Origin of the sequence: Delftia deserti (assembly GCF_042653485.1) — a bacterium.
In the GTDB taxonomy this organism is placed as follows: domain Bacteria; phylum Pseudomonadota; class Gammaproteobacteria; order Burkholderiales; family Burkholderiaceae_C; genus Comamonas; species Comamonas acidovorans.
The window spans coordinates 6,663,568-6,686,588 of the sequence record NZ_JBHSIH010000001.1 but is presented as its reverse complement, the minus strand read 5'-3'; the positions used below and the strand labels follow the sequence as shown (position 1 = coordinate 6,686,588).

Genomic DNA, 23,021 nt, shown 5'->3' with positions numbered 1-23,021 from the left:
AGCAGGCGCCGTGGCAGCAGCGGCGGCAGCGGCAGCGCTCAGGTCCCGACAGCCCGTGTGCAGGAACGCCCTGCCAGAGCACCATTCGCTGTAGCGATCCATGCATTGCGTATTTCCCCTTAGCCCCTGCGACGGCGCAAGCCGTTGATTTCGCTTAACCTTGACGTTCGCTTTTCTCCTGTGCCAAGTCCTTTCCCCATGTCCTCCAAAGTCCAGTTCCGCCTGCGCGTATACAACGAAAGCACCATTGCCATCGGCCCCGGCAAGGTGCAGTTGCTCGAAGCCATTGCCGAGGCGGGCTCCATCTCGGCTGCAGCGCGATCGCTGGGCATGTCCTACCGGCGCGCCTGGGTGCTGGTCGACGAGATGAACCGCGCGCTGCAGACACCGGCCGTCAACACCAGCGCTGGCGGGGCCCACGGCGGCGGCGCCTCGCTCACGGCTACCGGCGAAGCCATCGTCAGGCACTACCGCTCCATAGAGACCACGGCGCGCATGGCGGCGGCGGCCGATATCGCCGCGCTGACACGCCTGCTCAACCCCCAGGGAACGAGCGCATGAGCGCGGCCGGCTCCACGGCGCAGGCCATCGCCTGCCGCTCCATCGGCCATGTGCGCAGCCGCTTCACCGACCCGGTGGGCATGCCCATACAGACGGCAGGTGCGGCCGACGAGGCCGGCAGCGTGGAACTGCATCCCGAATTCGAGGCCGGGCTGCGCGACATCGAAGGCTTTGACTACCTGATCCTCATCACCCATCTGCACCAGGCCGTGGAAAAGCTGGAAGTCGTGCCCTTCATGGACGACAGCAGCCACGGCGTGTTCGCCACGCGAGCCCCGGCGCGGCCCAACCGGCTGGGCCTGTCCATCGTGCGCCTGGTGCGGCGCGAAGGGCGGGTGCTGCATTTCCTGGGCAACGACATGCTGGACGGCACGCCCGTGCTCGACATCAAGCCCTACGTGCCCAGGCTGGATGTGCGCCAGACCGAGCGCATCGGCTGGTTCGGCAAACGTATCGACCAGATGCCCGACATCCGCGCGGACGACCGCATGGCCTGAGCCTGCAGCGGCAGCAACGGCAACAGCCCTCAGTGGAAATTGCGGCTCGCCACGCCGGCGCCGCCCAGGCGGCCCAGCCAGCGGCTCATGTCGCGGGCGCGGTGCACGATGAGATGGCGCACGGCGGGCACCTCCAGGCCGGCCTGCTCTGCAGGCGCTGGCTCGCCGCAGTCCTTGCCGCCGCCCCAATCCGAGCTGCTTTGCCAGATGCCCTCCACCGCCAGCAGCCGCGCGCCCAGCAAGGGCTCGCCCCAGCGCGTGACGGTATCGGGCCAGACCACCAGGTTGACCGTGCCCGTCTCGTCCTCCAGCGTGATGAAGAGGGTGCCCTTGGCCGTGGGCGGGCGCTGGCGCACGGTGACGATGCCGCAGGCCCGCACGCGCATGCCCGGCAGCGTGTCGCGCAGCTCCAGCGCCGTGCGCAGCCCGTGGCGGCGCAGGCGGTCACGCAGCAGGGCCAGCGGGTGGCGGCGCAGGCTCAGGCCCGTGGCCGCGTAGTCGAACAGGATTTCCTCGCCCTCGGGCGCGGCAGCCAGCTGCACGGGCGCCTCATGCACAGGCACGCCCGCGAACAGCGGCGGCTGCACCTGCAGGGCCGCCGCATCCCACATCTGCTGGCGGCGGTGGCCGGACAGGCCCTGCAGCGCATCGGCCGCGGCCAGGGCCTGCAGCTCGGCGCGCTGCAGCCGGGCGCGCAGGGCCAGATCCTCGGTGCTCCTGAACGGCGCCTGCGCGCGGACCTGCGCCACGCGCTCGCCCGAAGTCTTTGGCAACTGCGCCACCATGCACAGACCCAGGCGCACGGCCGGCTGCGGCAGCTCGACGCCGGCAATGCGCTCGTGCGGCGCCTGCAGCGTGCAGTCCCAGTCGCTGTGGCGCACATCGACGGGCAGCACGCGCACGCCATGGCGGCGCGCATCCTGGATCAGCTGCGAGGGGGTGTAGAAGCCCATGGGCTGGGCATTGAGCAAGGCCATCAGGAAACAGGCCGGCTCATGGCGCTTGAGCCAGGCGCTGGCATAGGCCAGCATGGCAAAGCTGTAGGCATGGCTTTCGGGAAAGCCGTATTCGCCGAAGCCCAGCATCTGGCGGAAGATGGCCTGGGCAAATTCGGCGCTGTAGCCGTTGGCCAGCATGCCGTCGATCAACTGGCGCTCGAAGCGGTGCACGCCGCCCTTGCGCCGCCAGGCCGCCATGGAGCGACGCAGTTCGTCAGCCTCGCCCGCCGAGAAGCCCGCCGCGATCATGGCGATCTGCATGACCTGCTCCTGGAAGATGGGCACGCCCAGCGTGCGTTTCAGCGCATCCTCGAGCGCGGGCTTTTCCAGGACCAGCGCATCACCCTGCCGCCGACGGTCGCGCGCCTGCAAATAGGGATGCACCATGCCGCCCTGTATGGGGCCGGGCCTCACGATGGCGACCTCGACCACCAGGTCGTAGAACACGCGCGGCCGCAGCCGGGGCAGCATGCTCATCTGCGCCCGGCTTTCGATCTGGAAGGTGCCCACGGTGTCGGCGCGGCAGATCATGTCGTAGGTGGCGGCGTCCTCCTTGGGAATGTCGGCCAGCTCCCAGCGCGGCCCGCGCAGCGCAGCGCGTGCCTTCAGGCTGCCGCGCAGCACGGTGAGCATGCCCAGGGCCAGCACATCGACCTTGAGCAGATTCATGGTGTCCAGATCGTCCTTGTCCCACTGGATGACCGAGCGGCCCTGCATGGCGGCCGGCTCCACGGGCACCAGCCGCGTCAGCGGCCCGTCGGTCAGCACAAAGCCGCCCACGTGCTGGCTCAGGTGGCGCGGGCTGTCGCGCAGTTGCAGGGCCAGCTCCAGCCACAGCCGCGCACGCTGGGGCGACAGTTGCGGGCAGTCGTCGCCCAGCCGCTCGCGCAGCCGGGCCAGGCGCAGCAGCTTGGAGCGCACCCAGCCCAGGGCCGGGTCATCGGGTTCGGGCTCCGGCTCGGCCGCCTGGTCCTCGGCATCGCTGAACCAGTGGTGCTGCCTGGCCATGGCATCGATCAGCACCGCATCCACGCCCAGGGCCTTGCCCGCATCGCGCAGCGCGCCGCGCGTGCGCCAGCAGCTGACCACGGCCGTCAGCGCCGCACGGTCGCGGCCGTATTTTTCGTAGATGTACTGGATGACGGTCTCGCGCCGCGCGTGCTCGAAGTCCACATCGATATCGGGTGGCTCGCTGCGCTCGCGGCTGATGAAGCGCGCGATCAACAGCGTCTGCAAGGTGGGATCGACGGCCGTGATGCCCAGGCAGAAGCAGACCACCGAGTTCGCGGCCGAACCGCGCCCCTGGCACAGGATTCCTTCGCTGCGCGCAAAGCGCACGATGTCGTGCACGGTGAGAAAGTACATCTCGTAGCCGCAGTCGGCGATCAGCGCCAGTTCCTCTTTGAGCTTGTCGCTCACCGCGTCGGGAATGCCTTGCGGATAGCGCCCCGCCGCCCCCTGCCAGGTATGCCAGGCCAGGGTCTGGCGCGCGTCCATGCCGGGCAGCACGGTTTCCTGCGGATAGTGGTAGCGGATCTCATCGAGCTTGAAATCGCAGCGCGCGGCAATCTGCACGGTGGCATCCAGCATGGCGCGCGGATAGATGCCGCCCAGCCGCAAGCGCGAGCGCAGATGCCGCTCGGCATTGGGGTGCAGCTCGAAGCCGCACTCGGCCACCGTGCAGCCCAGGCGCAGCGCCGTCACCAGGTCCTGCAACGGCTTGCGCGAGCGCGCATGCATGTGCACGTCGCCGCAGGCCACGCAGGACAGGCTCAGTAACCCTGCCACGTCCTGCAGGCTTTGCAGCCACAGGCTGTCGTCGGGCGCCAGCAGCAGCTCCACGCCCAGCCAGCAGCCCGGCCCCAGCTGCGCCACGGCGGCCTGCACGGCCTCGGCCATGGCGGGCACATCGCCGGGCAACAGCTGCGCACGCTGCGGCACAACGATGCATTCGCAGCCTTCACGCAGCAGATGCCAGGGGCTGTCCGCATCGACCAGGTACCGGCCCTTTTCGGCACGGGCGCGCGCTGCGCTGATGAATTCGCAGAGGTTGCCCCAGCCGTTCAGATCGCGCGCCAGCGCCACCACGCGCAGCGGGCCCCAGGCGAATTCGCTGCCATGGATCAGGGCCATCTCGCAGTCGCGCGCGGCCTCGAAGGCCCGCACGGCGCCGGCCACCGAGCATTCGTCGGTCAGGGCCAGCGCCTGGTAGCCCAGGGCCTTGGCGCGCTGCACCAGTTGGGCGGGCGAAGAGGCGCCGCGCAGAAAGCTGAAGTTCGACAGGCAGTGCAGCTCCGCATAGCCGGGCAGGCCCGGGCCCGATGCCATGCCGGACACCGGCCCGGTGGCCTGGGGCGGGGGCTGCAGCCGCTGCAGCTGCGGGGGCGGCGGCTCCAGCAGGATGTCCTGCTCAGCCATAGATGCCTTGCGCAAACCAGGCGGCGGGCGACAGCAGGGCCGGCATGCCTGGCAGCCGCTCCGATGCAGGCGTGCGCTCGCGGTAGATCCAGACATGGCCGACAGCCGCGTTGCTCGCCACGAAATAGTCGCGCACGGCCAGCGCCGCATCGGCCTGCGGCTCTCCCCACCAGCCGGCCTCCAGCCGATAGGGGCCGGCCAGCAATTGCAGCGGCCCCTGCCAGCAGGGGCGGCTGCCCTGCAGGAGCAGCGGCTGGGGCGGATCGAGCAGCCAGGGAGGAAGCAGGTCCTGCCAGGGATTGGCCGCCTTGCGCGCGTGCGCGGGCCGCCGCTGTGCCTGCGGGGTCTGCAAGGCCTCGCAGGCCGGGGTCCAGCGCTGCATGGCCTCGGGCCGGTGGTCCGATTGCAGCTGCGCCACCCGCACGCCCTGCGCACCACGGCGGGCCGAGACGCGCTCCACCCATTCATGCCAGGCCATGCCGCTGGCCGCGTCTGTCGCGCCTGCCGCCTCGCCCAGCGGCGCCGGGCCGGGCGCGGCCGGTGGCAGGCAACTGCCGGCATCGGCCGCGAAAGGCGCGGTGTCCAGCGCCACCAGCTCCAGCATGTCCGCAGGCGCGCGCCAGGGCGTGCGGGCCAGGCGTTCGCGCAGCAGGCGCTCCATGTGCTCCAGCGCCTGGGCGGGCCGGGCCGTGCGGATGTCCAGCGCTTCCCAGGCCGGCAGCTCCGTGCCGTCCACGCGCCGCAGATCGTGGTGCCAGCGCAGTTGCAGGCCCAGCACGCCCTGGTGGCGGGCCTGCAGCCAGGCCTGCAGCGCACGCAGCAGGGGCCGGGCGGCATGCAGCAGGGCCTGGGCGTCGCTGGCCGGATAGCCCAGGTCGGCGCGCAATGCAAAGTGCTCGGGCAGCTCCAGCCAGTCCAGCGCATGGGGGCTGCTGCCATAGGCCTGGTCCAGCGCCAGCAGGGCCGGCAGCCCGATGCGCCGCGCCAGGCCCGCGCGCGGCAGGGCGCGCAGCTCGCCCCAGCGGCGGCAGCCCATGCGCTCCAGGGCCGGCGCATGCGGCTCCAGTGCGGGCAGCGTCCAGATGGGCAGTGCGTCGGCAGGCGGCCAGGGCTGGCGCGAATCCGCGCCCTGCATGCGCCAGCGCAGACGTGCCAGCGCCTGCCACGCCGTGGCGCCCCGGGCCCAGGACGGCATCCGGGGGCCGCCCGCCTGGCCGCCCTCGGGCTGCTGTTCGCGCAGCGCGCGCAGCAGGCCCAGCAGCATGGCCTGGCGACCGCCCCACAGGCGCTCCACGCTGCCCACCTCCATCAACGCCACGGCCTGCCCTGCCCCGCACCAGAGGGCCACGCGCGGCGTCCAGCGCAGGGCCCACCAGGCCTGCTGCGCGCAGGCACTGCCTTCGCCATCACTGTCGCCGTTGCCCTGGCCATCGCCCTGCGCGACATGCAGCGGCCAGGCAATCCAGTGCAGTGCTTGATTCGGCTGTGCCATGGCATCTCACCCCAGGGTGTGCGCTGCCGCCTGCAGGGCGGGCGTCTCGGAGGGCAGCAGTTGCCCGTGTCCATGAAGCCAGCGCTGCGCCTCGTCCGCCTGCCGGGTGCGCCGCTGGGCCTGGGCCTGCAGCACGTCCTGCCAGGCCCAGTGGTGCAGCGGCAGCCTCAAGGGATGCTCCAGCGCAGGCCCTCGGCGCTTGAGCAACTGCACGCGCAGGCAGGCTGGCGTGCCACCTTCGCCCGGCTCCCCCAACTCTGTCTCCACGCGCAGCCGCAGCGGCGCGGGCGAGGCTACCGTCTGCAAGCCGGCCGAGGCCTCGCGCCACAGCCACAGAATGCGCCCCTGCGCAGCGGCCGCCCATTGCAGCCGGCGCAGCGTGGCCATGGGCAGGCCGGCTGGCAGCCAGGCCAGCACGGCCAGCACGTCGCGGCAGCGCAGTGCCTGCTCACAGACCCAGGCCAGCCCTGCCCCATCGCCTGCCGGGTGGGCGCCGGGGTGGGTGTCGGCCTCCACGCAGCACAGCCGGTGCGCCGCCACGCCCGCCGCTTCCAGTCCCGGTGCAAAAGGCCTGCAAGGCGGCGCCACCAGCACCACCTGGCCCGCACTGCGCTGCATCAGGGCCGCCAGGCCCGGCAGCAGCAGCGGCCATTCGGCATGGCCATGGGCGGGTTGCAGCAGTTCGACCATGGCGCCCAGCGGCCAGCCCCCGCCCGGCAATTGCGCATCCAGCAGCGCATGGCCCGAAGGCTGGACCCGCTGCTGCAGCGCCTGCTGCCAGCCATCGCCACGCCACACGCCCTGCAACTGGGGCAGCGCACGCGCCGCGCCCGCCATGGGGGCGGGCTGCGTTGGCTGAGGGGCGTGGTGGATGGACATGGGGAAACCTTAAATACTGTATGAATATACAGCACTCTTGATTTCCCCAGAGATCCATGGATGTAAAAAAGCCGGGCAAGCCCGGCTGTCTCAATGCGCTGGCGCTCTCGCTGCGCCGCCCGGCGGGGGCGTGGCATCGATCTGCATGCAGGCTTCGCACCATTGCGCGACCGCCGTGTCCACCGCGTGGGTGCGGGCATTGATGGCGGGCCAGCGGCGCAGGCAGGCGTTGACGATGGCCTGCAGTTGCCACAGGGCCTCGCGGCTGAGCAGGGCCAGCTCGCTCATGCCCTGCACATCGTCCTTGAGGTAGGCCAGCAGGTCGGTTTGCTGGTTGGGATGCAGCCCTGCCTCGGCCAGCTGCTTTTGCAGGCCGCTGATGCTGGAGTCGACGTAGACGGCCGCCTGGTGGTCGGGCATGGCCTGCCAGCGCTCGGGGAAGGCCTGGCTCAGCGTGTCCCACATCTGGAAGGCGGCCGACAGCGCTGCCACGCTGTGCGTGACTTCGGCCTGCAGCGGCGGCAGCGGCGTGCCCGGCGAGATCTCGTCGTAGAGCAGCGGCAGCAGGATGCCGACCAGGTCGGCCGGATAGCGGCGGTGGTTCATGCGCAGCATCAGCGACAGGCGCTGGCCGGGCAGGTCCTGGAATTTGTCGAAGAAGGCCGAGACCACCTCGGCCAGCAACAGGATACGGCCCATTTTGGAGATGGCTTCGCCATGCACGCCGCGCGGATAGCCCGTGCCGTCCATGCGCTCGTGGTGCTCGAGCACGGCCATTTCCACGTCCTGCGAATACGCGCCCGCGCCCCGCATGATGAGCATGCCCGTGACCGAGTGCGCCACCAGGTGCTTGCGCTCGGCGCCCGTGAGCCGGTAGTTGGGGTCGGTCCAGGCCGGGTCCATGTAGAGCATGCCCACGTCGTGCAGCAGGGCCGCCGTGGCCAGGGGGCCGCATTCACGCTCGCTCCATTCGCTTTGCAGCGCCAGGTAGACGGCCACCAGCATCATCTGCAGGCTGTGGGCGAACAGCTCGGGCCGCTGCTCGCGCATGACCGTGAGCTTGAAGGCGATCTGCGGCGGCAGCACCATCAGGCGCAGCGGTGCCAGCAGCCGGTCCGTACCGCCCAGCGACTGCACCAGGCGGCGCATCAGGTCCACGGTCTCGCACTGCACCATGGACTGGGCCTCGATGGCCAGCACGTCCACGCGGTTGTCCACGCCCAGGTGCTTGTCGATGGGGTCGCGCAGCTTGTGCTTGACCAGGCGCTCGTACATGTTGCCGTCGATGCGCGCACCCTTGTCCACGAGCTTGACGCCCTTGTCGTTGAAGATGGGCTCGCCGGTGACCACGTTGCAATGCTCGGCCATGTCGGTGACGGCGCGCAGGAAATGCACGCCCTCGTCCTTCCATCCCTGCGCTGTCTGTGGATTGCGCACGGCCGCGACATCCGTCATAGAGGCTCCCATTGGCTCGAAATCTGAAATATAAGCAAAAGAGCCCGCGCAAGGCGGGCTCTCGTTGCGCAGGCCTGCCAAGGCAGGCCGTGCACGGCAACATCAGCGAATCAGCGTCACGCCGGTCTTGGACTGGATGTCCTCGAAGCTCACTTCGGGGGCCAGTTCCACGAGCTTCAAGCCCTGCGGCGTCACGTCCATCACTCCCAGGTCGGTGATGATACGGTCCACCACGCCCACGCCGGTCAAAGGCAGGGTGCAGGCGGGAAGAATTTTGAGGTCGGTCGTGCCGTCCTTCTTCTTTGCCACATGTTCCATGAGCACGATGACGCGCTTGACGCCGGCCACCAGGTCCATGGCGCCGCCCATGCCCTTGACCATCTTGCCGGGAATCATCCAGTTGGCCAGGTCGCCCTTCTCGGACACCTGCATGGCGCCCAGGATGGACAGGTTGATCTTGCCGCCGCGGATCATGGCGAACGACTGGTCGCTGCCGAAGATGGACGAGCCGGCAATCGTCGTCACGGTCTGCTTGCCGGCGTTGATCAGGTCGGCGTCCACGGCATCCTCGGTCGGGAAGGGGCCGATGCCCAGCATGCCGTTCTCGGACTGCAGCCACACTTCCTTGTCACCCGTGTGGTTGGCCACCAGGGTGGGAATGCCGATGCCCAGGTTGACGTAGAAGCCGTCTTCGAGTTCTTGGGCCGCGCGGGCGGCCATCTGGTCTTGGGTCCACGGCATGGTCAGGCTCCTTGTTTTTCTGTGATGGTGCGCTTTTCGATGCGCTTTTCGGGATTCGGGTTGTGCACGATGCGGTGCACGTAGATGCCGGGCAGGTGGATGTCGTCCGGTGCGATCTCGCCGACCTCGACCACCTCTTCCACTTCCACGATGCAGACCTTGCCGGCCGTGGCGGCGGCAGGGTTGAAGTTGCGCGCCGTCAGGCGGAACTGCAGGTTGCCGCTCTTGTCGGCCCGGTGGGCCTTGACCAGCGAGACATCGGGCACGAGCGAGCGCTCCATCACATAGGTCTCGCCGTCGAATTCGCGCAGCTCCTTGCCCTCGGCCACCATGGTGCCCACGCCGGTCTTGGTGAAGAAGGCGGGAATGCCGGCGCCGCCTGCGCGCAGCTTCTCGGCCAGCGTGCCCTGGGGCGTGAATTCCAGCTCCAGCTCGCCGGCCAGGTACTGGCGCTCGAACTCCTTGTTCTCGCCCACATACGAGGAGATCATCTTCTTGATCTGGCGCGTCTCCAGCAGCTTGCCGAGGCCAAAGCCGTCCACGCCCGCGTTGTTGGAAATCACCGTCAGGCCCTTGGCGCCGCTGTCACGCAGCGCGTCGATCAGGGCCTCGGGAATGCCGCACAGGCCGAAGCCTCCCACAGCCAGCAATTGCCCGTCGGCCACGACGCCCTGGAGCGCCTGCTCCGCGGAGGGGTAGAGCTTTTTCACACATGTCTCCTTCAGATTGGATGCGCTACGATACTACGTACTTGCATAGGTAGTTTTTCGTAAAGATTTGCCCATGGATATAGATTACCGGCTGGCGTTCGAGGCCGCCCCCGTCGGCCTCGTGATCTCGCGCAATCGCACCATGATCGACTGCAACCGCCAGGTCTGCGAGATGTTCGAGGCCTCGCGCGAGGTGCTGATCGGCCAGACCTTCCAGATCCTCTACCCCAGCGCCGACGAGTACGAGCGGCTGGGCGCGCGCATCGCGCCCATTCTCAACGCCCGGGGTTTCTACTCGGACAACCGCATCATGAAGCGCGCCAACGGCGAAACGTTCTGGTGCCATGTCACGGGCCGCACGCTGGACCGCAGCGACCCGCATGCATCGGGCATCTGGAGCTTCGAGGACCTCAGCGCCCACCGCCCCGTCAAGGCCGAACTCACCGGGCGCGAGCGCGAGGTGGCCGCCCGCCTGCTGGAGGGGCTTACCTCCAAGGAAATCGGCCGCGCCCTGGCCATCAGCCATCGCACGGTGGAGATCTACCGCGCGCGGCTGATGCGCAAGTACGGCGCCTCCACGGCCGCCGACCTGGTCCACAAGCTGGTCTCGGGCTGACAGGGCGACGGCCTACACGGGCCGTATCCGCCCGCGCAACACAATGCCATGGCAAAAAGCATGCCCGTCATCGGCGCATGCAGCAGCTGTGCATTTTTGGCTATGGCGCAGTTGAGATTTGCCAATCGCCAAAGCCTTGCCGCATCCATAGAACGAAACAACAATAAAAGCAATTCGATAGCACACAGCTATTGATTTTCCAAGCGCCGCGCTGCCTCCATGCAAGCCGGCGCCGCTACCACCCCTCGATCAAGGAGAGACCATGACCCACAAGCTCACCACCGCCGCAGGCGCCCCGGTTGCCAACAACCAGGACTCGCTCACGGCCGGCCCGCGTGGCCCGATGCTGCTGCAGGACCTGTGGCATCTGGAAAAAATGGCCCACTTCAACCGCGAAGTGATTCCCGAGCGCCGCATGCACGCCAAGGGCTCGGGCGCCTTCGGCACCTTCACCGTGACGGGTGACATCACGCGCTACACCCGCGCCAAGGTGTTCTCCGACATCGGCAAGCAGACCGAAGTGTTCGCGCGCTTTTCCACCGTGGCCGGCGAGCGCGGCGCGGCCGATGCCGAGCGCGACATCCGCGGCTTCGCCGTCAAGCTCTACACAGAGGAAGGCAACTGGGACCTGGTGGGCAACAACACGCCGGTGTTCTTCTTCCGCGACCCGCTCAAGTTCCCGGACCTGAACAAGGCCGTCAAGCGCGACCCCTACACCAACCTGCGCTCGCCCGAGAACAACTGGGACTTCTGGACCGGCCTGCCCGAGGCCCTGCACCAGATCACCATCGTCATGAGCGACCGGGGCATTCCGCGCGGCTACCGCCACATGCACGGCTTCGGCTCGCACACCTACAGCTTCATCAACGCCAGCAACGAGCGCCACTGGGTCAAGTTCCACTGGGTCTGCCAGCAGGGCATCGAGAACTTCGGCGATGCCGAGGCCGCCGCCGTGGTCGCCTCCGACCGTGAAAGCAGCCAGCGCGACCTGCTCGAAGCCATAGAACGCGGCGAGTTCCCGCGCTGGAAGCTGTGCGTGCAGATCATGCCTGAGCACGAGGCCGAGACCTACCGCTTCCACCCCTTCGACCTGACCAAGGTCTGGAGCAAGAAGGACTATCCGCTGATCGAAGTGGGCGTGATGGAACTCAACCGCAATCCGCGCAACTACCACGCCGACGTGGAGCAGGCCTCGTTCACGCCGGCCAACCTGGTGCCGGGCATAGGCCCCTCGCCCGACCGCATGCTGCAGTCGCGCCTGTTCTCGTACGGCGATGCCGCGCGCTACCGCCTGGGCGTGAACCACCACCAGATTCCCGTGAACGCGCCGCGCTGCCCCTACCACGCCTACCACCGCGACGGCGCCATGCGCGTGGACGGCAACTACGGCGGCACCATTGCCTACGAGCCCAATACCAAGGGCGAGTGGCAGGAGCAGCCCGCCTTCGCCGAGCCGCCGCTGGCCCTGCACGGCGCGGCCGACCGCTGGAACTACCGCGAGGACGATGCCGACTACTTCACCCAGCCCGGCGACCTGTTCCGCCTGCTCACGCCCGATGCGCAGCAGCGCCTGTTCGAGAATACGGCGCGCAACATCGCCGGCGTGTCCGATCACATCGTGCAAAAGCACATAGCGCACTGCACCCAGGCCGACCCGGCCTACGGCAAGGGCGTGGCCGACGCCATCGCCCGCCAGAAGGCCGGCACGCTCTGACCGGCTGACGTCCACGGCAAAACGCCCCCGCATCGCCGGGGGCGTTTTTCATGGCGCGCCCTGCCCTCAGGCCACGGCCTTGAAGGCGGGAAGCCTGTCACCCAGCCGCTTGCCCATCTCCGTGCCCAGGGCCTGCAGGCCGCTCATGGGGCGCACCATGACCTCGAACTCCCGGATCAGTCCCTGCTCGTCGAAGCGGATGAAGTCGATGCCCTTGAGGTTCTTGCCGCCCACGCTGGCGCTGAACTCCAGCACCACGTCCAGGCCGTCATCGCTGGCCATCTGGCGGTGGTAGGTGAAGTTCTCGAAGACCTGGACCACGGTGGACAGCGCCAGCATCAGCGCGGGCGCCGAGGCATAGGGCGTGTTCGCCATGGGCGAGCGGAACACTGCATCGGGATGGACGATGGTGTGCAGCTCGCCCAGGTCGCTGGCGGCAACCATGCGATGCCACAGCTCCAGGGAGCGGGCGACTGCGGGATGGGCGTTCTTCGGGGGCTGGGACATGCATGTCTCCTGGTGGTTGAGGTTGAAAACGGAATCGGGCGGCGCCCTCAAAGGCTGGCCGCCAGCGTGGTGCCTTGCAGGATGGCGCGCTTGGCATCGAGTTCGGCCGCCACGTCGGCGCCGCCGATCAGGTGCACGCTGCAGCCCGCCGCGCTCAGGGCCGCATGCAGCTCGCGCTGCGGTTCCTGGCCCGCGCAGAGCACGACGTTGTCCACCTCCAGCAGCTGCGGCTGGCCGTCCACGGTGATGTGCAGGCCGGCGTCGTCGATGCGCTCATAGGCCACGCCCGAGCCCATGGCCACACTGCGTGCCTTCAGCGAGGTGCGGTGTATCCAGCCCGTGGTCTTGCCCAGCTGGTCGCCCACCTTGGTGGACTTGCGCTGCAGCAGGTGCACGCGGCGCGGCGATGGCTCGGCCTGCGGCTGCGCCAGGCCGCCGGCCTGGGCGTAGTCCGTGTCTATGCCCCACTCCGCATAGAACTTGCGGGGCGCCACGGCGCCGCTGTCGCCGGCATGGGTCAGGTACTCGGCCACATCGAAACCTATGCCGCCCGCGCCGATGATGGCCACGCGCTCGCCCACGGGCCGCTCGTCACGTAGCACGTCCAGGTAGCCGAGCACCTTGGGATGGTCCACGCCGTCGATGTCAGGAACGCGCGGCCGTATGCCCGTGGCCAGCACGATCTCGTCATAGCCGCCCTCGATGAGCTGGGCTGCCTCCACGCGGTGGCCCAGCCGCAGCGCCACGCCGCCCAGCTCCAGCTGGCGGCGGAAGTAGCGCAGCGTCTCGTGGAACTCCTCCTTGCCAGGCACCTTCTTGGCAATGTTGAACTGCCCGCCGATCTCGCTGGCCGCATCGAACAGCGTCACCGCATGGCCGCGCTGCGCAGCGGTGACGGCGAAGCTCAGGCCCGCCGGGCCGGCGCCCACCACGGCGATGCGCTTGGCGGCGGGCGCGGGCGCAATCTCCAGCTCGGTCTCATGGCAGGCGCGCGGGTTGACCAGGCAGGAGGTGATCTTGCCGCCAAAGGTATGGTCCAGGCAGGCCTGGTTGCAGGCAATGCAGGTGTTGATCTCGTCGGCCCGGCCCTGGCGTGCCTTGCGCACGAAGTCGCCATCGGCCAGCAGCGGCCGGGCCATGGAGACCATGTCGGCATAGCCCTCGGCCAGCAGGCGCTCGGCCACTTCGGGCGTGTTGATGCGGTTGGAGGTGATCAGCGGGATGCCCACCTGCCCCATCACGCGCTGCGTGACCCAGGCATAGGCGGCGCGCGGCACCTTGGTGGCGATGGTGGGGATGCGCGCCTCGTGCCAGCCTATGCCCGTGTTCAGCAGCGTGGCGCCTGCGGCCTCGATGGCCTGGGCTAGCGCGATCACTTCCTCCAGCGTGGAGCCACCTTCCACCAGGTCCAGCATGGACAGGCGGTAGATGATGATGAAGTCCCGCCCCACGCGCTGGCGCGTGCGCCGCACGATCTCCACCGCAAAACGCATGCGGCCCGCGTAGCTGCCGCCCCATTCGTCGTCGCGGTGGTTGGTGCGTGCGGCGATGAACTCGTTGATCAGATAGCCCTCCGAGCCCATGATCTCCACGCCGTCGTAGCCCGCATGGCGGGCCAGGGCTGCGCAGCGCACGAAGTCCTCGATGGTCTGCTCCACCTCGTCGCCCGTCAGCGCATGCGGCACGAAGGGGTTGATGGGCGCCTGCAGCGCGCTGGGCGCCACCAGCCCGGGCTGGTAGGCATAGCGGCCGAAGTGCAGGATCTGCATGGCGATCTTGCCGCCCTCGGCATGGACGGCCTGCGTGACGATGCGGTGCTGGTCCGCCTCGTGTTCGTTGACCATCATGGCGCCGCCCTTCATGGGCCGGCCGCGCTCATTGGGGGCGATGCCGCCCGTGACGATCAAGCCCACCTCGCCGCGCGCGCGCTCGGCGTAGAAGGCGGCCATGCGCTCGAAGCCGTTGGGCGCCTCTTCCAGGCCCACATGCATGGAGCCCATGAGCACGCGGTTTCTGAGCGTGGTGAAGCCCAGGTCCAGTTCGGCATTCAGGTGGGGATAGTGGGTCATGCCTGTCTCGCTTTTTATGCAACTGATTGCATGAATGTAGTCAGCCTCCTTTATTTATGCAACTGGTTGCGCAAAAAATTGCAGAAATGACATTCCCGCCCACTCGGCCCTTTCTGCAGGACCGTAAGATGGCGGCCAGCGCCAGTCCCTTTGTTGCCGATGTCCTTGCCACACGCCCTTCTCACCGCCTTGGTCGAGCACCCCTGCTCGGGCTCGGAACTTGCCGAGCGCTTCGACCGCTCCATCGGCTATTTCTGGAACGCCACGCACCAGCAGATCTACCGCGAACTCGCGCGGCTGGAAGAGGCGCAATGGATCGAGGCCCTGCCCGCCGAATCCGGCCGGGGCCGCAAGCGCCAGTACCGCATCCTGCCCACGGGCCGCAAGGAGCTCAAGCGCTGGGTGGCCGAGCAGGAAGACCCCAAGCCGCTGCGCGAGGAATGGATGGTCCGCCTGCGTGCCGAGGCGGTGGTGGGCCCCTGCGGACTGCAGGACGAAGTGCAGCGGCTGCTGGCACTGCACCAGGCGCAGCTCGACGTCTACCAGCGCCTGGAGCAGCGCGATTTCCTGGACAAGCCACCCACGCGCGAGCGGCGGCTGCAGCACCTGGTGCTCAAGGCCGGCATACAGCATGAAGAGCTGTGGATAGGCCTGCTGCGCGAGGCCCGCGAGATCCTGGAGATGCCGGCCAGGCCTTGAGGTGCTTGTGTTTCCATAGCGCCGACATTGGACGCGTGGGAGCCTCAGGCTCTATGGGAGGCGCCCCACTCCGAAAGTGTTTGGAAGACTGTTTTACTCCATGCGGAACTGGTGCGCGCGGTACTCTTGCGGTGCAACGCCAAAGGCCCGCCGGAATGCCCTGGAGAAGTCGGAGGCACTGCCAAAACCGAAGCTGTAACCCACCTGGACAGCGGCCACATCAGGCTGTCGCACCAAGTCGACTGCCGAGGCCCATAGCCGACAGTTCCGAATGTAGGTGACCAGACCCCCTTCTTCTTCGAACATCCGGTAGAGCGTCGGGCGAGTGATGGTGAAGCGCTCCATGATGCTCTCGGGCGAGAGGCGCGCGTTGTGCAGATTGGCCTGGACATGGTTGCGCACCTGGATTTGAATCGCCTGGCGTGCGGCATTCCGGGTGCGCAGGCTCAGGTCGTGCTGCTTGCCGAAGGCCCCAAGGATCAAATGGGCGCAGGTGCGAATGCTCGTGGCGGCTTCTTCTGCGGGCATGGACGAAAGCTGGTGACACAGCGCAAACAGAAGATCGGGGATGGGGCTGGCCGAGAGTGAGGAAAAGGCGATCACACGTCCATGAATGGATTGCGCATCCGCAATCTCGGATTCCACCATCGCCCGCGGAAGAAAGAACGCGAGTGTCCGGGTCCCGGTGGGCCGCACCATGCGCATGGGCTGCGCCATGTCCAGCGCCAGGATGCCCGGCACGAACTGGGTGGAGCGGGTGTGCAGCCCCTGTTTCACATGGGTCTCCAGCATGCCGTGGACCGCCACATGGAATACAAAGTCACGCATGGAATCCCGCGAGATGCGGGCGCCGGTGCGGGCCTGGATCAGCCGGTCGGTGCGGCTATCGAGGTAGATCATGTCGGGCAGCACGCAGGCGTCAAGGTCACCCCGAAACCCATGCTCCACCTGGCTGCGCGAAACGGGAGCATCCAGGATTCGCCCTACGTAGTCACTCCAGGCGATGGCCTGCGCGTTGACCGCCTCGTGCGCCACCGTGAAGTGCTGGCGGACCATGGCCGGCAAGGGGGTGGTCGGTCCGGCAGAGACGGTGGGGTAGGCGTAGCGGTCAGGGACGAACGTCATGGGAGCTGGATTATCCAATGCTTGCAGGCGCATACGCCGCCTGAAAGAGGAAATCCATCCATGCCACAACCATGGCGTCAGCGCTCTGCGCTGGGGCAGTCCAATGCCTCTCTTTTGTACAAATCTCTAAAAAATTCTGGCAAGTGAGACACCTTGTCAAGGTTGCAGGCGCCCGTTGGCAAGAATGTGAAACACCGCGCGGGCATTGCGTTCTGCTGCATCTCGCTCGCACGAATCACTTTTATGCGCCCACCCGGCACCAGCGGACAAGGTTCCGCCGCCGCAAGACGCGCCTTCGGCGCCCACGTAAGAAAAACATGTTCCTGCAACCCTTGTGCCTCCAGTTTTTGCGTGCTGCCTTGCTCGCCGTGGGCTTTGCCGGTGGCGGTGCCCAAGCCGCCATCAGCGTCGTGTCCACCACGCACTCGGCGGGCATGGTCACCGTCACCCTGAACTCCACCAGCGCGGGAACGGGCTACCTGACGTTGCTGCCCGCAGGCCAGAGCTGCGGCAGCACGGCCCAGACCCTGGCGGGCCAGAACAGCACGGGTGCAGCGGCCTACCGCAAGGGCTCGCTGGTACTGGCCGCTGGCACCGATGCCAGATACACCGTGCGCAACCTTGCCCAGGCCAGCGACTACACCCTCTGTGCCACCAATGGCGCGGACGACGCCAGTGCGGCGTTCAGCACCACGGCCATGGCCGCGTTTGGCGCGGCATCCTGGGAGATGGTCGGAGGGAGCGGGTTTTCCGCCGACAGCGCGCTGCACCACTCCCTGTCGTTCGCGCCCGATGGCTCTCCCTATGCGGCGTTCGCGGATGCAGGCCTCGGCTACAAAACCAGGGTGATGCGATTTGATGGCACGGCCTGGGGCGACGTGGGTAGTCCTGTCGTTTCAGTGGGTTCGGCGGTATACCAGTCTTTGTCGTTCGCGCCCGATGGCACGCCCTATGTGGCTTTTGGCGACGACGACAATGGCAACAGGACCACTGTGATGCGCTTTGACGGAGCAGACTGGATCAACGTGGGAAGCCCCGGTTTTTCTGCTGTGGCCGTGAGTGCGCTGTCTCTGGCTGTAGCACCTGATGGCACGCCCTATGTGGCGTTTCGCGAAAACGGCAGCGGCAACAAGACCACCGTGATGCGCTTTGATGGCACGGCCTGGGCTACCGTCGGAACCGCTGGTTTCTTTGCGGGCCAGTCGGATTCCACCTCCTTGTCGTTCGCGCCCGATGGTTCGCCCTACCTGGATTTCAAGGACGCGGGCAACGGCAACAAACTGGTGGTGATGCGCTTTGACGGTGCAGCCTGGGAGGCCGTCGGCGGGTCCGGGGTTTCTGCCGCAGGCGTGTACGACCATAGCCTGTCGTTCGCGCCCGATGGTGCCGCCCATGTGGGTTTTTCGGATGTCGGCAATGGCTACAGGGCTACGGTGATGCGATTCAACGGCACGGCCTGGGCCAACGTGGGAGGTCCCGGGTTTTCCTCGGATACCGCATTGGCCATGTCGCTGTCGTTCGCGCCCGATGGCTCGCCCTACATGACTTTCATTGATCGTGGCAATGGCGACAAACTCCGGGTGATGCGCTTCAACGGCACGGCCTGGGCTGACGCGGGCGACACCGCTTTGCCTCAGAGGGAGGCGCGCCTGTCTGTGGCGCCCGATGGCTCGCCCTATATTGCCTACACAAACGGCGCCAACAGGAACAGGCTCATGGTCATGCGCCTGACAGGGACGGCAGGCGCGCCCACCGCGGTGACGGGCCTGGCCGGCGGTCGGCAGGCAACCGTGGGTTTTACCCCCGCCAGCGATGGTGGCAGCGCGGTAACCCACTACACCGCAACGGCGACGGCGGGTGGCGCCTTCTGCACGGCGACGCCACCCGCCACATCGTGCGTGGTGCAGGGGCTGACGCCTGGCATGCCCTACGCATTCACCGTCGTTGCCACCAACGGAGTGGGTGACAGCCCCGCTTCGGCGGCATCGGCACCGGTCGTTGCGCTGGCCGTGGTGGCAGGCGCCCCCACGGCAGTGACCGCACTGGCCGGCAATCGGCAGGCCACGGTGAGCTTCACCCCGGCGGCCGACGATGGCGGCAGCGCGGTGACCCGCTACACCGTAACGGCCACGCCAGGAGGCGCCTTCTGCACGGCGGCCCCACCCGCCACATCGTGCGTGGTTGCGGGGCTGACTCCCCTTGTGCCCCATACTTTTTCCGTGGTCGCAACCAATGGCGCAGGCGACAGCGCTGCGTCGACGGACTCGGCATCGGTCACCCCGATGCGCGTTCCCGATTCGCCAACAGCGGTGACGGTGGCGGTCACCGGCACCCAGGTGGAGGTGGGCTTCACGCCACCGGCCAGTGATGGCGCCAGCACCATCACCCGCTACACGGTGACTGCCACACCTGGCGGCGCATCCTGCACGGCGACACCACCCGCCACGTCGTGCGTGTTCACGGGCTTGACGCCCGGCGTTTCCTATACGTTCGTTGCCGTGGCCACCAATGGCGTGGGCAACAGCGTCCCATCGTCCACATCGCCGCCGGTCACACCGCAGATGGTGAACGACCCGGCGGTGCCGCTGCCGGGCAACGGCGGTGCTGGTGGCAGCGCTGCAGTGGTCATCAGCGGCGGCCCCGCGGGTTGCACTGTGGTGCCGGGCTCGGTGCAGTTCAATGCCACCGTCCCCCCGGAAGGCTCCCGGAATGCGGGTTTTCCGCTGGGGGTGTTCAGCTTCAGCGCCACGGGCTGCGCGGGCGCAACGCTCACAGTGGCGATCACGTATCCGCGCAGTTTGGCGGGGCTGGCACTGCAGAAGTTTGGCCCGCCAGCCACTGGCCAGGCGGCACGCTGGTTCACGCCCAGTGTCATGGCGCTCAGCAATGGCGACCATACCGTGACCTACCAGGTCACCGACAACGGCGAAGGGGACAACGACACGACGGCGGGCGACATAGCAGACCCGTTCGCGCCCATGCTGCTGGCGCCCGATGGCGTGGGCATTCCCACGCTCGGCGAGTGGGGCCTGCTGCTGATGTCCTGCCTGCTCGCGGCATGCGCGATGGTGGTCCAGTCTCTCAAATCCAACCCGGATGAACACCGGATGCAACCTATTGAAGCTTTACACGCCCAGCATCTCCAGCACACTGCGGGCCGCGCCCACGCCCATGCCCGGCTTTCCTCGGTCAGCGGGCAGTGCAGCGAAATAGCATCGGACTCGCGCCAGAGGGCCAGCAGCTCCAGCGCCTGTTGCGCCAGATCGGCGCGCATGGGCGAGGGGCTGCCGCTGGACCAGGGCTCGCCGGGGCGCATGATCCTGGCGTTTTCAGGCGAACCGGGGCCGGTGTACGAGCAGATCCGCCAGCGCGGCTAGCACTGGTCCATCGGCGAGCGCGAACAGGGCGTGGCCACGGTGTCGGCGCCGGTGTTCGGCATGCACTGGCGGCTGATGGGGTCGGTGTGCATCTCCGGGCCGGCATCGCGCCTGCCCGAGTCCCGGCTGGAAGCCATGGCGCAGACCGTGGTGGCGGCGGCCAACCAGCTGTCCTATGCGCTGGCGGGCAGCGCCAGCACACAGGCCCCCGTGGTGCGCGCCAGCCAGTGGCATCCCTGAGAACACCCTCCGGGGCGGCGCCCGGAAGGTGGATGGCCGCTTACTGCAGCGCGCCCATGGGCAGGGCGATGGGCTTGCCGTTGAGCGTGACCTGGCCGGCCTGCATCTTGAGCGCGCTGACCAGCTTGTCGCCTTCCAGGCGGGCATAGCCTGTGGCCTGGGCCATGCCCAGCATGCCCTCCACATCCTCGGCCGAGGCATCGGGCTTGCCCGATGCCTTGAGCAGCGGCTCCAGCCAGGCCTTGGGCAGGCTGGCATTGGCCTGCAGTGCCGAGGTCTTGAGCAGCGCCGGCATCCAGCCGGCCTGGGCGACCTGCTCCTGCGTGGGCGCGCTTTGCACTTCGGCGCCGTACTCCAGGTGGCCGGTCTGGCCCTGGTAGGTGGCCTGCAGCTTCATGGAGTAGGCCGGCAGGGCCGCCACCAGGCGCGGGGCGTTCTGCATCAGCACGCCCATGCCCTGCTCTTCCAGCGATTCCAGCGCCTTGGCCAGGCCCTCCTTGCGGTAGCCCTCGACCATGACGCGCTGGAAGCCGCGCAGGGCCTCGATGTCCAGGCGCTGGATCTTTTCCTCGTAGCCCACGGACTCGAAATCGATGGGGCCGATGCGGCCCGTGCCCTTGACCTGGGTGGTCATGCCCAGCGTGGTCTTGTCGGACTCGATGACCGAGCTGCCGTCCACGTTCTTGAGGTCCAGCAGCGTCTTGGCCTCGCCGCCTTCGGCGGGCGTGCTGCTCATGCCCAAACGCGCGATGCGCACGCTGGCCTTGCCGGGGCCCAGGCCCCACAGGCCGTCGATGACCTTGTTCTCGAAGCTGCTCTCCAGACCCGTGAGCATGATGCTGGTGCGCTCCACGGGCACTGAGGCCGGCTGGGTGGGGAGGGCCTCGTCGTTGTCGGACTCCTCCTCCTCGCCCTCTTCCTCTTCCACGCCCATGGACTTGTCGCGGCTGGGCAGGCCCAGCAGGGCCACCTCGGGCCAGCGCCAGGTGCCCTTGACGCTGCCACCGCCCAGGGCCGTGTCCAGCACCATTTCCTGCCAGCGCATGGTGACTTCCTGGTCGCCCAGCTCGCCGGCGGGCAGCAGCAGGCGCACATCCTGTCCGCCCGTGAAGTGGTGCACGCTGGTCAGCGTGGGGGCTGCGGCCTTGGCCAGCATCTGAGTGCTCTTTTCGTCCAGTCCGTCGAGCGCAAAGCGTGTCTCGGAAACCGCTGCCGCCAGTCGGCCACCGGCCAGCGGGCCGTGGCGCACCGTGGTGTCCACCACCAGGCGCACAGGCTTGGCCGCAGCGACCGGTTCTGCGGCGGCGGGCGCTTCAGTTGTGTCGGCTGCTTTTGCCACGTCAGCCGTTTTTGCCGTTTCAGCCGCCTCGGCGGCCTGAGCTTCCGCCGCAGGCCACTGCAGCACCAGCTTGGCCTGGGATGACAGGAATCCCTTGTGGTATTCGTCGGTCACGACGACCTTCTCGCCCAGCACCTTGCGCAATTCGGCCACTGCATCCTTGTAGCCGGACTCGGCCCTTTGGCCCGTATACCAGGTGGTTCCTCCATAGGCCACGACGGCCAATGCCACGGCAGCGGCCACTGCGGTTTTCTTGTTGCTCATTGTGAATATCCCGTGATGAATAAGACCCTCCCCCTCGGGCGGGCCGCGCGACTGTATCAGTTCGGCGTTTCACCACGGAACGGCAATGGGCTGTGCATTGGCGCAGCCATGCCTCCTGTCGCAGGCACGCAAGGACGCAGGCCCTTGCCCAGGGCTTGCCAGGCCTTGCCTGCAGCGGTTTTCAAGACCTGCGCCCCAGGCATTGCCCGCGCAAGACAGGCCACCGGATTTTTCAAATGCTTACCATTGCAGCACATGATTGGCATGCCAATTGAACTCGGAGGGAAATGCTATGGCGTCATGCATATGGCGTCACGGATATGGCGTGAATGCACCTTTCCCCTCTTTGCCGGCTTGCCCGAATGCCGTATCGAGTGCCTCCAATGGCGGCACTCACCCGGCCTGCAGCAGAAATGGCAGGGCCGCGTCCAGCAATGCGTCGGGCGCCTCTTCGGCGATGTAGTGCCCGCAGGCCAGCGGCCGGCCCCGCACATCATCGGCCACCAGTTGCCACTCGCGCAGCGGATCGAAGCAGCGGTGCACCACGCCCTCTTCGCCCCAGAGCACCAGCAGCGGCATGGGCAGCCTGCGTCCCAACCGGCGGTCTTCGCGGTCGTGCTCCAGATCGATGCCGGCCGAGGCGCGGTAGTCCTCGCACATGCCGTGCGCGCTGCCCGGCAGCGCCAGGCAGCGCTGGTACTCGGCCAGCGCCCGGGGATCGAAGGGCGCCAGGCCGGCGCTGCGCCGGCCCATGATCTCGCGCACATAGGCGGCGGGGTCGGCCTCGATCAGGCGCTCGGGCAGCGGCGCGGGCTGGATCAGGAAGAACCAGTGCCAGTAGGCGCGTGCAAAGGCCTCGCCGGTCTGCTCGTACATGGCCAGCGTGGGCGCAATGTCCAGCAGCACCAGACGCTGCACGCTGGCGGGATAGTCCATGGCCAGCCGGTGCGCCACGCGCGCGCCCCGGTCATGCGCCAGCACGCTGAAATGCTCATGGCCCAGCCGGGCCATCAGCCGCAGCAGGTCGCGGGCCATGGTGCGCTTGCTGTAGTTGACATGCTCGGGATCGCCGGCCGGGCGCGAGGAGTCGCCATAGCCGCGCAGATCTGCCAGCACCAGGGTGAACTGCTGCGCCAGCCGGGGCGCGACGCGGTGCCAGATGGCGCTGGTCTGCGGGTGGCCGTGCACCAGCAGCAGGGCCGGCCCCTGGCCGCCCACCCAGGCGTTGATCTCCACGCCGTCATCGACCGTGATGCGCTGCTGGCGCAGGCCCGGCATCCATGGATCTGTGTGCATCCCGGAGATTCCTTCTACGTTGTT

General features: G+C 67.9%; 16 protein-coding genes and 2 pseudogenes. 7 read left to right on the top strand and 11 right to left on the bottom strand.

Annotated features, from left to right (window positions below; genetic code table 11):
• Positions 1-198 precede the first annotated feature (198 nt).
• Together ACFPFG_RS31485 and tsaA are read left to right on the top strand one after the other, a co-directional pair.
• A complete protein-coding gene (locus ACFPFG_RS31485; protein ID WP_183018236.1) occupies positions 199-561 on the top strand; it encodes a winged helix-turn-helix domain-containing protein in 363 nt (120 codons plus the stop codon).
• Positions 558-1,058 (top strand): tRNA (N6-threonylcarbamoyladenosine(37)-N6)-methyltransferase TrmO, encoded by a 501-nt coding sequence (gene tsaA / locus ACFPFG_RS31480; protein ID WP_183018237.1) that lies wholly within the window; start codon positions 558-560, stop codon positions 1,056-1,058. Before ACFPFG_RS31485 ends, tsaA begins: the two co-directional genes overlap by 4 nt.
• 29 nt (positions 1,059-1,087) lie before the next feature.
• Here tsaA and dnaE read toward each other — a convergent pair whose 3' ends face one another.
• The 6 genes from dnaE to ACFPFG_RS31450 form a co-directional block, all read right to left on the bottom strand.
• On the bottom strand, positions 1,088-4,474 hold the full coding sequence (gene dnaE / locus ACFPFG_RS31475) for a DNA polymerase III subunit alpha (RefSeq protein WP_380109823.1): 3,387 nt from the start codon (positions 4,472-4,474) through the stop codon (positions 1,088-1,090).
• On the bottom strand, positions 4,467-5,966 hold the full coding sequence (locus ACFPFG_RS31470; protein ID WP_380109821.1) for a DNA polymerase Y family protein: 1,500 nt from the start codon (positions 5,964-5,966) through the stop codon (positions 4,467-4,469). The genes dnaE and ACFPFG_RS31470 overlap by 8 nt, the downstream gene beginning before the upstream one ends.
• A gap of 6 nt (positions 5,967-5,972) precedes the next feature.
• Positions 5,973-6,845, bottom strand: coding sequence for a translesion DNA synthesis-associated protein ImuA (gene imuA / locus ACFPFG_RS31465; protein ID WP_380109818.1), 873 nt, complete (start codon positions 6,843-6,845; stop codon positions 5,973-5,975).
• A 90-nt stretch (positions 6,846-6,935) separates the two neighbouring features.
• A complete protein-coding gene (locus ACFPFG_RS31460) occupies positions 6,936-8,300 on the bottom strand; it encodes an HD-GYP domain-containing protein (protein ID WP_197956027.1) in 1,365 nt (454 codons plus the stop codon).
• 102 nt (positions 8,301-8,402) lie between these two features.
• A complete protein-coding gene (locus ACFPFG_RS31455; RefSeq protein WP_012206068.1) occupies positions 8,403-9,041 on the bottom strand; it encodes a 3-oxoacid CoA-transferase subunit B in 639 nt (212 codons plus the stop codon).
• A gap of 2 nt (positions 9,042-9,043) precedes the next feature.
• Positions 9,044-9,751 carry a CoA transferase subunit A gene (locus tag ACFPFG_RS31450; RefSeq protein WP_013802011.1) on the bottom strand — a complete coding sequence of 236 codons (708 nt, stop codon included), beginning with the start codon at positions 9,749-9,751 and terminating at the stop codon, positions 9,044-9,046.
• 73 nt (positions 9,752-9,824) lie between these two features.
• Here ACFPFG_RS31450 and ACFPFG_RS31445 point away from each other — a divergent pair, with 73 nt between their 5' ends.
• Entirely contained in the window at positions 9,825-10,367 is a 543-nt protein-coding gene (locus ACFPFG_RS31445; protein WP_012206070.1) for a PAS and helix-turn-helix domain-containing protein, read from the top strand.
• Between the two features lie 262 nt (positions 10,368-10,629).
• Entirely contained in the window at positions 10,630-12,081 is a 1,452-nt protein-coding gene (locus ACFPFG_RS31440; RefSeq protein WP_043821544.1) for a catalase, read from the top strand.
• A gap of 66 nt (positions 12,082-12,147) precedes the next feature.
• On the opposite strand, the gene ACFPFG_RS31435 is transcribed toward ACFPFG_RS31440, so the two are convergent.
• Both ACFPFG_RS31435 and ACFPFG_RS31430 read right to left on the bottom strand, forming a co-directional pair.
• On the bottom strand, positions 12,148-12,588 hold the full coding sequence (locus ACFPFG_RS31435) for a nuclear transport factor 2 family protein (RefSeq protein ID WP_197956024.1): 441 nt from the start codon (positions 12,586-12,588) through the stop codon (positions 12,148-12,150).
• Between the two features lie 47 nt (positions 12,589-12,635).
• Entirely contained in the window at positions 12,636-14,657 is a 2,022-nt protein-coding gene (locus ACFPFG_RS31430) for an NADPH-dependent 2,4-dienoyl-CoA reductase (RefSeq protein ID WP_197956023.1), read from the bottom strand.
• Between the two features lie 159 nt (positions 14,658-14,816).
• Between ACFPFG_RS31430 and ACFPFG_RS31425 the strand changes: the two genes are divergently transcribed.
• A complete protein-coding gene (locus ACFPFG_RS31425) occupies positions 14,817-15,356 on the top strand; it encodes a PadR family transcriptional regulator (protein ID WP_183018251.1) in 540 nt (179 codons plus the stop codon).
• A 93-nt stretch (positions 15,357-15,449) separates the two neighbouring features.
• Here ACFPFG_RS31425 and ACFPFG_RS31420 read toward each other — a convergent pair whose 3' ends face one another.
• Positions 15,450-16,481 (bottom strand): helix-turn-helix domain-containing protein, encoded by a 1,032-nt coding sequence (locus ACFPFG_RS31420; protein WP_232245778.1) that lies wholly within the window; start codon positions 16,479-16,481, stop codon positions 15,450-15,452.
• Positions 16,482-16,552: 71 nt separating this feature from the next.
• Between ACFPFG_RS31420 and ACFPFG_RS31415 the strand changes: the two are divergent.
• A pseudogene (locus ACFPFG_RS31415) lies at positions 16,553-19,546 on the top strand (IPTL-CTERM sorting domain-containing protein); the annotation flags it as partial.
• A 201-nt stretch (positions 19,547-19,747) separates the two neighbouring features.
• Positions 19,748-20,098, top strand: a pseudogene (locus ACFPFG_RS31410) (IclR family transcriptional regulator domain-containing protein); the annotation flags it as partial.
• A 40-nt stretch (positions 20,099-20,138) separates the two neighbouring features.
• Here the strand turns inward: ACFPFG_RS31410 and ACFPFG_RS31405 are convergent.
• Complete coding sequence (locus ACFPFG_RS31405; protein ID WP_380109812.1) at positions 20,139-21,701, bottom strand: YdgA family protein; 1,563 nt, start codon at positions 21,699-21,701, stop codon at positions 20,139-20,141.
• A 393-nt stretch (positions 21,702-22,094) separates the two neighbouring features.
• Positions 22,095-22,997, bottom strand: coding sequence for an alpha/beta fold hydrolase (locus tag ACFPFG_RS31400; RefSeq protein ID WP_374617628.1), 903 nt, complete (start codon positions 22,995-22,997; stop codon positions 22,095-22,097).
• Positions 22,998-23,021: the final 24 nt, after the last annotated feature.